Below are 13417 nucleotides of genomic sequence, written 5' to 3'. Positions count from 1 at the left end.
GCCTGCCGCGTCAGCTGCCGCGCTTGTTCAAGTGCTTGGCCAGGGCTCCGGCGTTCTTGGCGCGCTTGCCTTTATAGGGGTTCTTGTCGCCCTGCCCGCGCATGTACAGGCGGATCGGCGTGCCGGGCATATCGAAGTCTTCACGCAGCCCGTTGACCAGATAGCGGGTATAGCTTTCCGGCAGCTTATCGGGATGCGAGCACATCACCACAAACCCCGGCGGGCGGCTTTTGGCCTGGGTCATGTAGCGCAGCTTGATACGCTTGCCCTGAGGCGCAGGCGGCGGGTGCTGTTCCAGCATGCCAACCAGCCAGCGGTTCAGCGCCGCAGTGGGGACACGCCGGTTCCAGGTGCCATAGGCGCGCATGATCGCCTCATGCAGCCGGTCCAGTCCTTTGCCGGTCTTGGCAGACACCGTGACCAGCGGCGCGCCGCGCAGCTGCGGCAGCAGGCGGCCAAAAGCCTCCTTGAGGTCTCGCAGCTTTTCCTGCTTGTGCTCTTCAGCGTCCCATTTGTTGACCGCCACCACAACCGCGCGCCCCTCGCGCTCGGCCAGGTCGGCAATCCGCAGGTCCTGCTGTTCAAACGGGATGCTGGCATCCAGCAGCACCACCACAACCTCGGCGAATTTCACCGCGCGCAGGCCGTCAGAGACAGAGAGCTTTTCCAGCTTCTCCTGCACCTTGGCCTTCTTGCGCATGCCGGCGGTGTCGAACACCCGCATCGGCACATCTTTCCAGTTGATCTTGAGCGAGATCGCATCGCGGGTGATCCCGGCCTCGGGGCCGGTCAGCAGCCGCTCCTCGCCCAGAATCTTGTTGATCAGCGTGGATTTTCCCGCGTTCGGGCGGCCCACCACGGCGACCTGCAGGGGCTTGGCGTCGGTCGGAACCGGAATGACTTCTTCCTCGTCCTCGCCAATCTCTTCATAAACCTCGACGTCGGTGTCCGGGGAATGGTCTTCGGCCTCGGCTTCGAATTTTTCGGCCAGCGGCTGCAGGATTCCGTAGAGGTCCGGCATCCCCTCGCCATGCTCGCCCGACAGCCGCAGCGGCTCGCCCAGACCCAGGCCATAAGCCTCCAGCACGCCAGCTTCAGCGGCGTTGCCCTCGGCTTTGTTGGCGGCCAGGATCACATGCGCGGACTTTCGGCGCAGGATGTCGGCAAAGATCTCATCCGTCGGGGTCACCCCGGTGCGCGCGTCGATCATGAACAGGCAAATGTCGGCCATATCCACCGCCCGTTCTGTCAGGCGGCGCATGCGGCCTTCCAGCGAGTTGTCGGTGGCATCTTCAAGACCAGCGGTGTCGATCACCGTGAACCGCAGATCCCCCAGCCGCGCCTCGCCCTCGCGCAGGTCGCGCGTCACGCCCGGCTGGTCGTCGACCAGGGCCAGCTTCTTGCCCACAAGGCGGTTGAACAGGGTGGACTTGCCCACATTGGGACGGCCCACGATGGCGAGGGTAAAGGACATCAGACCAGCTTTCTGCGATTCAGACGCGGCTCATAGCGCATCTGCGCGGCTTCCGCCACCCGGAAACACGGATCAGCGGTAGGCCAGCAATTCACCGTTGGAGGAAACCACATAGAGCGTGCGCCCCGCAACCACCGGCGCGGTGGTGGCGCCGCCCGGCACCTCCGCCGTGCGGGTCAGGCTGCCGTTAACAGGATTGAAGAACCGCAGCAGCCCGTCGTTGGAGGCCAGCACAATCTGCCCGCCTGCCAGCACCGGGCCATGATGCACATAGATCTTGCCGCGCTTGCCCGGCTTGTCCTTCACAAAGCCCGGCAGGTCCACGGCCCAGATCACCTCGCCCGTGCCCGCATCCAGGCGCAGCAGCTGGTTCAGGTCGCTGACCTGGAACAGGCTGCCGCCCGCAGGCCAGGCGGGGCCGGAGGCGCCTTCGCGCGCGGTCCACAGCCGGTCGCCGGTTGCCAGGTCGATGGCAACGGTGCGGCCCGAGTTGTTGCCCGCGTACAGCCGCTTGCCCGCAACCACCGGCGCGCCGGTCACATCGCTGATCCGCGACAGGGTCTGGCCCGTGCGCTGGCCGGCCACCGAGGCGCTCCAGCGGCGCAGGCCGCCGCGGCGGAAGGTGGCAATCAGATCACCGGAGCCAAAGGCAAAGATCGCGAGGTCATTGGTGACCACGGGGGCCGGCGCGCCCAGGATGTTGGCGGCCGAGGGCGAGGCCTCGATCTGCCAGGCAATGCGGCCATCCTTGGTATTGACCGCCCAGCCGGTGTCATCGCCAGCAACCAGATAGACCAGCCCGCCGCTGACCCGCGGCTGGCCGGAGCCGGTGGCCCCCAGTTCCTGCCGCCAGACCAGGCTGCCGTCTGAGGCGTTCAGCGCCGTCAGCACCCCGAAGCCAGAGGAGACATACAGCACGCCATTGTCATAGGCCAATCCGCCGCCTGTTGCCTGGCCTTCGTCATCCGCCGCCGGGATCAGTTCGCTTTGCCACAGCACCTGGCCCTGCGGCGACACCGCGGACACCCGCGCACCGCTGTCCAGAGTGTAGATGCGTCCGCCGCCGGCAACCGGCGTTGCGGTGATGCGCTGGCGGCGGCTGTCACCCTCACCGATCGAGGCAGACCAGATGCGCTGCGGCGCGGCAGAAAGCGCCGGATGCGCGGTGCGGCCCGCCTCGGCGCCATGTCCCTGGGCCCACTCCGCGTTAGCAACCTGTCCGGGCAGGGAAATGGGACGTGCCTGGTTCACCACCTCCACGGCAGCATCGGGACGGATATCCTCGCGCTCGCCGCGCAGGATAATCTCCTCCTCGCCGCAGGCGGCCAGAACGGCCATGGCTGCTGTTGTGCACAGAAGACCCCGTACCCGGGAGAAAGTCTTGGTTATTGTCATTGCCCTGCCCTGTATGCCGTAGTCTTCCGCAAGTTCCCATCCGCGGAGCGCCTTACCCCTCTGGCGCAGCGTCCCCCTCCAGGGAGCCGCCGAGCGCCACAATCACCTGAGACGCGCGGTCTTTCAAGTCTCCGCTTACCCCGGCATCAGCCGCAATCTCCCGCAGCCGGGCAATAGCGGCCTCGTTGTTGCCTTCCTCGATGTCCAGCAGCGCCAGCTGCTCGGACGCCAGCAGCGCCAGCGGCGCACCGGGCTGGGCCAGGGCTTCATACTGCAGGCGGCGGTCCGCGGCGCTCAGGCTGTCCGCCTGCAGCGACAGCGCCTTGAAGCTGGCGATATGGCGGTAGATCAGCGGCAGCTCGCCGTTCACGGCGACGGCTTCCAGCCGGGGCACTGCCTCGGCGGACTTGCCCGACTCGGCCAGCGCGCCGGCTTCCAGCATCTTGACGACAGCTGTCCCGCCAGCGCCTTCAGCGGTCACCGCCGCCAGCGCCGCGGCCTGATCATCGCTGCCCTCGGTTTCCAGCGCCGCAGTGATCCGGTCGCCCAGATCCTCTGCCGCCGCGCGCTCCTGCGCCTTGTTGTATTCGCGGAACGCCGCGCCGCCGACGATCAGCGCCACAGCCACGCCGCCGATCCAGCCATAGCGCTTCAGCATCAGGAAAAGCCGGTCACGGCGGACCTCTTCGGTCACCTCGTCGATAAAGCTGTCGGTATCGCTCATGAAAAGCCCCTGATATGCGCGGCCCGGGCCTGCGCCCCGGCCGGTATTGAATGCGTCGCGCCCCTCTTAACCCGGCTCAAACGCCAAGCCAAGTGGCCCGTTTGCATCAGAAACATCCGCATTGGCGCCGGAAAAGCAAGAAATGTGAACTAAACCACTTAGTTTAGAATGGACATATCCTATATCAGGTCTATCACATACGCGCGACTCTCCTTGTACTCAGCCCTGCCGCCGGCGGCCCAGGAGCACAGCGCACAGGGAGCTGACAGGAATAAGGAAAGGCCCGACATGCGTATCATTCCGATGCTGACCGCAGTGGTGGTGACAGCCAGCCTCTATATGGTGGTCATTCAGCGTGACGAACTGATGGCCTTTGCCCGCGGCGAGGATGCCCCAGACGCAGCCCAAAGCGAAACGGAAGCTGCTGAAGGCCAAGATGCAGCCCAAGCCGAAGACACGCGCGTCGGGGTCGTGGCCCTGCAAAGCAAGGCGCGCACCATCGGCAACGCAGTAATCCTGCGCGGCCAGACCCAGGCAATCCGCCAGGTGGAGGTGCGGGCCGAGACCACCTCAACCGTGATTTCCGAACCGCTGCGCAAGGGCGCCCACGTTGAGCAGGGCGATGTGCTGTGCCAGCTGGACCCGGGCACCCGCGATGCCGCGCTGCAAGAAGCGCAGGCACGGCTGAAGGAAGCCCAGATCAATCTCACCGCCGCCTCCAAACTGTCTGAAGGCGGCTATGCCTCGGAGACCCGGCTGGCCGCCTCCGAAGCCGCGGAGCGCACTGCCATTGCCGCGGTTGCCGCCGCGGAAAAGGAAATGGAGCGGCTGACGATCAAAGCCCCGTTCGCGGGCCTGCTGGAAAGCGACACTGCGGAACTTGGCAGCCTGCTGCAGCCCGGCAGCCTGTGCGGCACCGTGATCCAGCTCGATACCATCAAGCTGGTAGGCTATGTGCCGGAGGCAGAGGTCAACAAGGTGGAACTGGGCGCAACCGCAGGTGCAGAGCTGTCCACCGGCCAGACGGTTCAGGGCAAGGTTACCTTCCTCAGCCGCTCCGCCGACCCTACCACCCGCACCTTTGAGGTCGAGATTACGGTGCCGAACCAGGACCTCAGCATCCGCGACGGCCAGACCGCAGACATCGCGATTTCCTCGGCCGGTTCCTTGGCGCACAAGCTGCCGCAATCGGCGCTGACGCTGAACAACGAGGGCCAGCTGGGCGTTCGCGTTGTCGGATCCGACAGCACCGTGGTATTCTACCCCGTGCAGCTTCTGCGGGATGAGGCCGACGGCGTCTGGCTCGGCGGCCTGCCCGAAACCGCCGACGTGATTGTCGTGGGACAGGACTTTGTGACCGAAGGCGTCGCCGTGGCGGCCACCTACCGGGAGACTGAACAGTGATTGGCATCGTCGATTGGGCCGCCGGCCGCGCCCGGATGGTCCTCGCCTTCATCGCTATCTCGCTGCTTGTCGGCGGCTTCGCTTATTCAATGCTGCCCAAAGAGGGCGAGCCGGATATCGAAATCCCGGCCCTGTTCATCTCAGTCCCCTTCCCCGGCATCTCTGCCGAGGACGCAGAATCCCTGATGGTCAAGGTGATGGAGACCGAGCTTGCCGATCTCGACGGGCTCGATAAGATGACCTCCACCGCCGCCGAAGGCTATGCCGGGGTAGCGCTGGAGTTTGAATTCGGCTGGGACAAGACCGCCATCATGGCCGACGTGCGCGACGCCATGGACAAGGCGGAGGCAGAGTTCCCGGAAGGCGCCGAGAAATACTCGATCACCGAGATCAACTTCTCCGAATTCCCGATCGTCATCGTGAACCTGACCGGCGCCGTGCCGGAACGGACGATGGCGCGAATTGCCAAGGACTTGCAGGACGACCTTGAGGCGCTGGATGCAGTGCTGGAGGCAGGCATTGCAGGCAACCGCGACGAGATGGTCGAGGTGCTGATCGACCCGCTTCGGCTGGAGGCCTACAACGTCACCGCGCTGGAGCTGATCAATGTGGTGCAGAACAACAACCAGCTGATCGCGGCGGGTGAGGTCGAGACCAGCCAGGGCGCGTTCTCGGTTAAGATCCCCTCCTCCTTCGACGACGTGAAGGACATCTATCAGCTGCCGGTCAAAACCAACGGCGACCGCGTGGTCACCTTGGGTGAGCTGGCGCAGATCAACTTCACCTTCGAGGACCGCGAGGGCACCGCCCGCTTCAACGGCGAGGACACGGTGGCCCTGCAGGTGGTCAAGCGCAAAGGGTACAACCTGATCGACACCGTCAATCTGGTGAAGACGACCCTGGAAAAATCCAAATCCAAATGGCCGCCGGAACTGCGCGCAGCGGTCCAGGTCGGCACCTCCAACGACCAGAGCCGCGTTGTCGGCTCCATGGTCAGCCAGCTGGAAGGCTCGGTCCTGACCGCCATCGCGCTGGTGATGATCGTGGTGCTGTCGGCGCTTGGCAGCCGCGCGGCGCTCTTGGTCGGCTTTGCGATCCCGACGTCGTTCCTGCTGTGTTTCGCGCTGCTTGCGCTGATGGGCATCTCGATCTCCAACATCGTGATGTTCGGCCTGATCCTTGCCGTGGGGATGCTGGTCGATGGCGCCATCGTGGTGGTGGAATACGCCGACAAGCGCATCAAGGAAGGCACCGGCCCGATGCACGCCTATGTCGAGGCGGCGCAGCGGATGTTTTGGCCCATTGTGTCCTCTACCGCGACCACGCTCTGCGCCTTCCTGCCGATGCTGTTCTGGCCCGGCGTGCCGGGTGAGTTCATGGGCATGCTTCCGGTCACCCTGATCTTCGTGCTGTCGGCCTCGCTGGTGGTGGCGCTGATCTACCTGCCCGTGATGGGCGGTGTCACCGGCCGTATCAGCCGCACGTTCGAGGGCGCTTCCCACGGCCTGCGGATGATCGCACCCTGGTGGCTGCGCGCGGCTCTGGTGCCGGTCTCCATGTGGGGCATGTTTGCAGGCGCGATGCAGATGCTGAACCCCTCCTACCTGCTGGGAGAGGGAACTGGCCCGATGGCGGGTGTGCTGTTCGGCGGGCTGGTCTTTACGCTCGCAGCCTTTGCCGCCTCGATCACCCTCAGCTCGGTCAAGGTGGAGCGCGAGGAAACAGAGGTCGCTCCCGGCTACCACCACACCCCGTTCGGCCATGTGATCAAGTTCATCGCCGGCAACCCGGTGATGCCCATCGTGACGGTCGCCGCCGTGGGTTTCGCGATCATGACCGTGTTCTCGATGTTCAGCGAAAACAACTATGGCGTTGAATTCTTCGTCGACTCGGAGCCGGAACAGGCCACCGCCTATGTCCGCGCCCGCGGCAACATCTCGCTGCACGAAAAGGACGAGATGGTGCGCGCCGCCGAGGAGGTCATTCTGGATCACCATGCGGTGATCAATGTGTTCTCCTTTGCCGGCGACGGCGGCCTGAACACTGACAGCTCCGGGGCACAACTGCCGCCGGACACTATCGGCCAGGTGCAGTTCGAGATCATCCCGTGGGAGGAACGCCCCACCGAAACGGAGCCCCTGAACGGCTGGTTCGGCGCTCTGCTGAGCAAATACCTCGGCTTTGAAAAGGAAATCATCGCCGAAGAATATGACGGCAACACCGTGATCGACCAGTTGAACGCCCAGCTGGCCAAGCTGCCCGGTTTCGAGGTCGAGGTGCGCGCCCTGGCACAGGGTCCTGCCTCCGGCAAGCCGGTGCATCTGCGCCTGCGCGGCGACGGCTGGGAAGACTTGACCAGCGCCACCCTGGCCGCACGGGAGCAGTTCGAGAACACCCCCGGCCTGATCCTGATCGAAGACAGCCTGCCCCTGCCCGGCATCGACTGGCAGATCAATGTGGATGTCGAAAAGGCCGGCCGCTACGGCGCCGATGTGGCGACCGTGGGCGCGATGGTGCAGCTGGTCACCCGCGGCATCCTGCTGGACACCATGCGAGTCGACAGCTCCGACGAGGAGATCGAGATCCGCGTCCGCCTGCCGGAACAGGACCGGGTGCTGTCGACGCTGGACAACCTCAAGGTCCGCACTTCCGACGGGCTGGTGCCGCTCTCGAACTTCGTAACCCGCCAGCCGGTGCCGAAACTGGCGCAGATCAACCGCATCGGCCAGGAACGGTTCTATGACGTCAAGGCGGATGTGGAAGCCGGTCTGAACAAGGTCATCCTTGAGGATCCGGACACCGGTGAAATGACCCGCCTGGCCCTGCTGAAGGAAGTGCCTGAGGGCACGGCTGCCAACGGCGACAGCCTCACTGCCCCGAACGGCCGGCTGATGGAACTGGTGACGCTCACTGGCGCAGACAGCTTTGACGCGGTGCTGGACGCCTTGGACAACGGCGCCAAGATCAGCCCGGTGAACCCGAACGAGCGGATTGCGGTCATCACCGAATGGCTGGAGACCGAGCCGCTGCCGCGCAGCATTGCCTGGGAATGGACCGGCGACCAGGAGGAGCAGGAGGAATCCGGTGCCTTCCTGTCCAAGGCCTTTGCCGGCGCGCTGGCGCTGATGTTCGTGATCCTGCTGGCGCAGTTCAACAGCTTCTACAACTCTGTGCTGGTGCTCTTGGCGGTGGTACTGTCCACCACCGGCGTGCTGATCGGCATGATGGTGATGCAGCAGCCGTTCTCGATCATCATGACCGGCACCGGCATCGTGGCGCTGGCGGGAATTGTTGTGAACAACAACATCGTTCTGATCGACACCTATCAGGAGTTCAGCCAGCAGATGCCGCGGCTTGAGGCAATCATCCGCACCGCCGAGGCACGTATCCGCCCGGTGCTGCTGACCACCATCACCACGATGGCGGGCCTCACTCCGATGATGTTCGGGGTCAGCCTCGACTTCATCAACGGCGGCTACTCAATCGACAGCCCCACCGCGCTGTGGTGGAAACAGCTGGCAACTGCTGTTGTCTTCGGACTTGGCATTGCCACCGTGCTGACCCTGGTGGTGACCCCGTCGCTGCTGGCGATCCGGGTATGGTTCTCCACCTATATGCACATGCTGGGCCGGGCGCTGTCGCGCCTCACCCGCGGCCGTTCCAGCCGCATCGCGCAGGATTCGCGCCTGTTCAAAAAGGCCCGCGCCCTGCCGAGCACGGAAATCCTGTGGGAGGGTGACGAGACCGCCGCCCCGGCAGAACCGGAGCCTCAGGCAGAAGACGACGATGAGCCCTCGCCGCCCTCTGAAGGCAGGCTGCGCGCCGCCGAGTAATCAGCGCCCCGCCAATTGGCGGGGCATTTTTCATTTCAGCCCTCAACTCTGCCTCAAGCCGGCGCCCGCATAGCACCGGAACACGCACCGCTTGCCGGCTGCTTGCTGTCGCAGCCATGTTTTTTCCCGAAAATTGCGCCTACCCGGGAAAAACCTGCGCCGCCTTCAAGCTCGCGAACATCCACCGGCAACCTTCTGAAAAACTTGAGTATTTCAGAAAGGCCCAGGCCATCGGCCACAATAATAAATGACTCCCGCTCATACCTTTGCAACGGTTTGCGGCAGCAGGCGCCACTGGATGACGCAAACGCAGCATCCAAAAATTCCACGTGATTTCAAAGGTTTTCAGGCCAATGCAAACGTTCACAGTTTGTTAGCCCCTGCGTGCAACGGAGCGTCAGGAGCCCAAGTACCGCCGCTCCGCATTGTCTTACTGGTTGGGAAAGAGAAGAATGTCACTACGCTCGCAAATTCTGGCGCTGATCATAATCCCGCTTCTTGCATTGGCCGGTGTTGGCGGCCTCAAGGCGCTGTCGGATTGGAACCGCTTTCAGGACGCGCAACTGACTGAGGCTGAGACATGGGAATCCGTGGCTTTGATGAAAGTCATTCACGATCTGCAGGTCGAACGCGGCCTGTCTGCCGTCTTTTTGTCCTCCGGCGGCACCGGGGCCTCCCGCGCTCTGAAGGAGGCCCGGGCCAAATCCGACAACGCCATCCAGCAGGTGCCAGCGGGCGCTGCCGCCGCTTTGAAACATCTGGACGGGCTGGCCGCCCTGCGTGACGCCGTGACCGGCCGCCAGCTCCAACCGGGCCAGATGGGCGCGCGCTACTCGGAAACTATTGCCAATCTCCTGCGCGGCGTCAGCATCCGGCTGCTGCACCCCAAGAATGCCGAACTGGCGCAGCTTGGGACCGGGCTGGTGAGCCTCGCCTATGCCAAGGAAGCCGCAGGCCAGCAGCGCGCTGCCGGGGCCTCCGGTTTCGGACAGGGCAGTTTTTCTCTGGAAACCTACCGCTGGTTCATCCGCACAGGCGCGGTTGAGGGCCAGCTTCTGGACATCGCCGCGCTGGCCTTCGGCCAAAGCCTTCCGGCGCTGGAGCTGCGCGCAGGCCTGGCCCCCAGCGGGCTGCCCGGCATCCGCGAGCAGGTTCTGACCGCAGGCCCCGGCGCCCCGGCCCCGGAGGTTGCCGTCACAGACTGGTTTGAGCGGGCCACGCGCTGGGTCAGTTCCCTGCGGACGGCAGAAACCACCGTCACCGGCGCGATGATGGCCCGCGCGCAGCAGGAGGCGTCGCAGGCCCGCCGGGCGCTGATCGGGACCGTGGCAGCGGTGGCGCTTGCCCTGATCCTCAGCGCTTTGACCGGGCTGCGCCTGATCCTCTCCTTCACCCGGCAGTTCGGCAGCCTGCAGGCGGACCTGGACCGGCTGGCGCGTAAGGAGTTCGACTTTGAACCGGCCCATCTGAACGACCGGACCGAAGCCGGCGGCCTGAGCCGTGCGATGGAAAAAACCCGTGCCGCCCTGGCCGAGGCCGAGGACCGGCTCGCCTCCATCGAGGCCAGCCGCATCGCCGACCGCGGCGCGGTTGTGGGCAAGCTGGATGACCATCTCGCCCGCCTGTCCAACCGCGATCTGGACTGCACCATCGAGGAGGCCTTCCCGGAAGAGTACGAAGAGCTGAGGCAAAGCTTCAACTCCACCGTTGCCACGCTGAAGGAAACCATCCAACAGGTGATCGCGGCAACCGGCAGCATCCACAATGGCGCGACCGAAATCAGCACCGCCTCGGACGATCTGTCCAACCGCACCGAAAGCCAGGCTGCCACGCTGGAACAGACCGCCGCAGCCCTGGAACAGCTGACGGCTTCGGTGAAATCTTCCGCCGATGGTGCGCGCAACGTCGAAGTGACAATGCAGGAAGCACGCCAGGAAGCCGAAGATAGCGGCCAGGTGGTGCAGCGCGCGGTTTCGGCGATGACTGAGATCGAGCAATCCTCGCTCAGGATCGCACAGATCATCTCGGTGATCGACGACATCGCCTTTCAGACCAATCTGCTGGCGCTGAACGCCGGGGTCGAGGCCGCGCGGGCGGGTGAGGCCGGCAAGGGCTTTGCCGTTGTCGCCTCAGAGGTGCGGGCGCTGGCACAACGGTCTGCCGATGCTGCCACCGAGATCAAAACCCTGATCGGCGACAGCTCCAAGCATGTAAAACAGGGCGTCGACCTGGTCGGTGAAACCGGGGACGCGCTGACCAGCATCGTCAGCCGGGTCAACACCATCTCGGAACTTGTCACCAACATCGCGGAGGGCGCCGCCGAACAGTCCACCGGCCTCAGCGAGATCAATACCGGTGTCAGCCAGCTGGATCAGGTCACCCAGCAGAACGCGGCCATGGTCGAGGAAGCCACCGCCGCAGGCCACATGCTGCACACGGATGCAAGTAAGCTGGCAGAGCTGATGGGGCAGTTCAAACTCAATGGCGCGGCAGGCGCCGTCATCCGCAAGGCTCCCACCGCCGAAGCACCTGCCGCCCCCAGCGCACATGGCGGGGAGCTCGAATTCGGCTCCGCAGTGCCGATGCCGGCCAAAGCAGCAAATGCCGCCTGGAGCGATTTCTGAAACCAAGCTGCAAAACACACACGAAGGCCGGTCCAAGGACCGGCCTTTCTCGTTGACTGCTCAAACGCGCTATGCCCGTGCTCAGGCCGCGTCCTGATCCGCCTGCTGGCGCTGCCACAGCCGGGCATAGCGGCCGTCTTTGGCCAGCAGTTCCTCATGGGTGCCGGTCTCGGCAATCTCGCCCTTCTCCAGAACCACGATCCTGTCGGCCTCGGCAATGGTCGACAGCCGGTGGGCAATCGTCAGCACCGTGCGCCCCTGCCCGGCGCGCGCCAGCGCCTCTTTGATCTCCTGCTCAGTGTCGGTATCCAGCGCGGAAGTCGCCTCATCCAGCAGCAGCACCGGCGGGTTTTTCAGAAGCGTCCGGGCAATCCCCACGCGCTGCTTTTCACCGCCCGACAGTTTCAGCCCGCGCTCACCCACTTGGGTGTCGTACCCTTCTGGCAGCGCCGTGATAAAGTCATGAATCTGCGCATCGCGGGCCGCCTGCTCCACCTCCTCCTGGGTGGCCCCGTCGCGGCCATAGGCAATGTTGTAGCGGATCGTGTCATTGAACAGCACGGTGTCCTGCGGCACCACGCCGATCGCCTGATGCAGGCTCTTCTGGGTCACGTCGCGCACATCCTGCCCGTCGATCTTGAGCGCCCCGCCGGTCACGTCATAGAACCGGAACAGCAGCCGCCCGATGGTTGATTTGCCCGACCCGGTGGAGCCGACAATGGCCACGGTCTGGCCCGGCTCCGCCTGCAGCGAGATCCCTTTCAGGATTTCCCGCCCGGCATCATAGGAAAACCGCACGTCTTCCAGCGTGATCCGCCCGCCATTGACCTTCAGCTCGCCGGCTCCGGGCCGGTCGCTTACATCGGCGGGCTGTTCCAGCAGGTCGAACATCTCGCCCATGTCCACCAGGCTCTGGCGGATTTCGCGATAGACAGTGCCCAGGAAATTCAGCGGCACGGTGATCTGGATCATATAGGCGTTGACCATGACAAAATCGCCGACCGTCAGCCTGCCCTGTTCCACCCCGATGGCCGCCATCACCATAACGCCAATGAGGCCCGCAGTGATGATCACACTTTGTCCGAAGTTCAGCGCTGCCAAAGAGTAGGCCGTTTTCAAGGCCGCCTGCGCATAGCCCCGCATCGCCCCGTCATACCGGGCCGCCTCGCGCTCTTCAGCGACGAAATACTTCACCGTTTCGAAATTCAGCAGGCTGTCGATCGCCTTTTGATTTGCATCGGTGTCCTGCTTGTTCATCTCACGGCGCAGTTTCACCCGCCACTCAGTGACCGCAAAGGTGAACCAGACATAAAGCCCGATGGTGCCGGCCACCACGGCCAGATACCAGGCGTCAAACAGCACCGTCAGGATTATGGCCACCAGGGTCAGCTCGAGGATCAGCGGCCCGATGGAAAACAGCATGAAGCGCAAGAGGAACTCGACCCCCTTCACCCCGCGCTCGATGATCCGGCTGAGGCCCCCGGTCTTGCGGGTGATGTGATAGCGCATCGACAGGCGGTGGATATGGGTGAAGGTCTCCAGCGCCAGGCGGCGCAGCGCCCGCTGGCCCACCGGCGCAAACACCGCATCACGGAGCTGCTGGAAGCCGGTGGTCAGAACCCGCGACACGCCATAGGCCACGGTGAGGCCGACCGCCCCCAGCGCCAGTGGCGGCACGCCCTCGCCCGCGAGGCTGTCCACGGCGCCTTTGTACAGCATCGGCGTATAAACCGCGATCAGCTTGGCCAGAACCAGCACCGCCAGTGCCAGAACCACCCGCACTTTCACCGCACGGTTTCCTTTCGGCCACAGATACGGCCCCACCTTCCGCAGGGTGCGCAGGCCGGAGCGGCGCTCTTCTTTGGCGATGTCTGCTTGGGACGGCACGGCCGCCTGGTCTGTCTGGGTCATGGCGTTTCCTGGCTAGACCGCTTCAGATATTCACCTGTTCTCGGATTTGCGA

Annotated in this window: 8 protein-coding genes; 3 read left to right on the top strand and 5 right to left on the bottom strand. The window is 64.4% G+C overall.

Translation table 11 applies throughout. The features are described 5' to 3' along the window. Positions 1-10 precede the first annotated feature (10 nt). The 3 genes from der to ACTRWG_RS04755 form a co-directional block, all read right to left on the bottom strand. Entirely contained in the window at positions 11-1474 is a 1464-nt protein-coding gene (gene der, locus ACTRWG_RS04765) for a ribosome biogenesis GTPase Der (protein ID WP_027237892.1), read from the bottom strand. A gap of 72 nt (positions 1475-1546) precedes the next feature. Next, a complete protein-coding gene (locus ACTRWG_RS04760) occupies positions 1547-2812 on the bottom strand; it encodes a PQQ-like beta-propeller repeat protein (RefSeq protein WP_260003859.1) in 1266 nt (421 codons plus the stop codon). Between the two features lie 109 nt (positions 2813-2921). Continuing rightward, the gene (locus tag ACTRWG_RS04755) at positions 2922-3593 is read right to left on the bottom strand and encodes a hypothetical protein (RefSeq protein ID WP_462829042.1); all 672 of its coding nucleotides are present in this window, start codon (positions 3591-3593) and stop codon (positions 2922-2924) included. Positions 3594-3881: 288 nt separating this feature from the next. Between ACTRWG_RS04755 and ACTRWG_RS04750 the strand changes: the two genes are divergently transcribed. Next, a complete protein-coding gene (locus tag ACTRWG_RS04750; RefSeq protein WP_027237895.1) occupies positions 3882-4997 on the top strand; it encodes an efflux RND transporter periplasmic adaptor subunit in 1116 nt (371 codons plus the stop codon). Then, positions 4994-8830 (top strand): efflux RND transporter permease subunit, encoded by a 3837-nt coding sequence (locus tag ACTRWG_RS04745; RefSeq protein ID WP_027237896.1) that lies wholly within the window; start codon positions 4994-4996, stop codon positions 8828-8830. The genes ACTRWG_RS04750 and ACTRWG_RS04745 overlap by 4 nt, the downstream gene beginning before the upstream one ends. Before the next feature lie 53 nt (positions 8831-8883). Here the strand turns inward: ACTRWG_RS04745 and ACTRWG_RS04740 are convergent, their stop codons facing one another. Further along, positions 8884-9159 (bottom strand): hypothetical protein, encoded by a 276-nt coding sequence (locus ACTRWG_RS04740; RefSeq protein WP_154667859.1) that lies wholly within the window; start codon positions 9157-9159, stop codon positions 8884-8886. Between the two features lie 123 nt (positions 9160-9282). On the opposite strand from ACTRWG_RS04740, the gene ACTRWG_RS04735 reads away from it, so the two are divergent. Beyond that, a complete protein-coding gene (locus ACTRWG_RS04735) occupies positions 9283-11454 on the top strand; it encodes a methyl-accepting chemotaxis protein (protein WP_462829041.1) in 2172 nt (723 codons plus the stop codon). An 81-nt stretch (positions 11455-11535) separates the two neighbouring features. Here the strand turns inward: ACTRWG_RS04735 and ACTRWG_RS04730 are convergent, their stop codons facing one another. Then, entirely contained in the window at positions 11536-13365 is a 1830-nt protein-coding gene (locus tag ACTRWG_RS04730) for an ABCB family ABC transporter ATP-binding protein/permease (protein ID WP_260003855.1), read from the bottom strand. Positions 13366-13417 lie beyond the last annotated feature (52 nt).

It is taken from the genome of Leisingera sp. G5_S3_59_S7 (genome assembly GCF_054968485.1).
The sequence above is the reverse complement of the archived record's forward strand: the minus strand, read 5'-3'. Positions and strand labels throughout refer to the sequence as shown.

Excerpts from the sequence above, each read along its gene's own strand:
- ACTRWG_RS04750 (WP_027237895.1), top strand. The coding sequence starts at position 3,882 with ATGCGTATCATTCCGATGCTGACCGCAGTGGTGGTGACAGCCAGCCTC.
- ACTRWG_RS04760 (WP_260003859.1), bottom strand. The coding sequence starts at position 2,812 with ATGGCCGTTCTGGCCGCCTGCGGCGAGGAGGAGATTATCCTGCGCGGC.
- ACTRWG_RS04755 (WP_462829042.1), bottom strand. The coding sequence starts at position 3,593 with ATGAGCGATACCGACAGCTTTATCGACGAGGTGACCGAAGAGGTCCGC.
- ACTRWG_RS04735 (WP_462829041.1), top strand. The coding sequence starts at position 9,283 with ATGTCACTACGCTCGCAAATTCTGGCGCTGATCATAATCCCGCTTCTT.
- der (WP_027237892.1), bottom strand. The coding sequence starts at position 1,474 with ATGTCCTTTACCCTCGCCATCGTGGGCCGTCCCAATGTGGGCAAGTCC.
- ACTRWG_RS04730 (WP_260003855.1), bottom strand. The coding sequence starts at position 13,365 with ATGACCCAGACAGACCAGGCGGCCGTGCCGTCCCAAGCAGACATCGCC.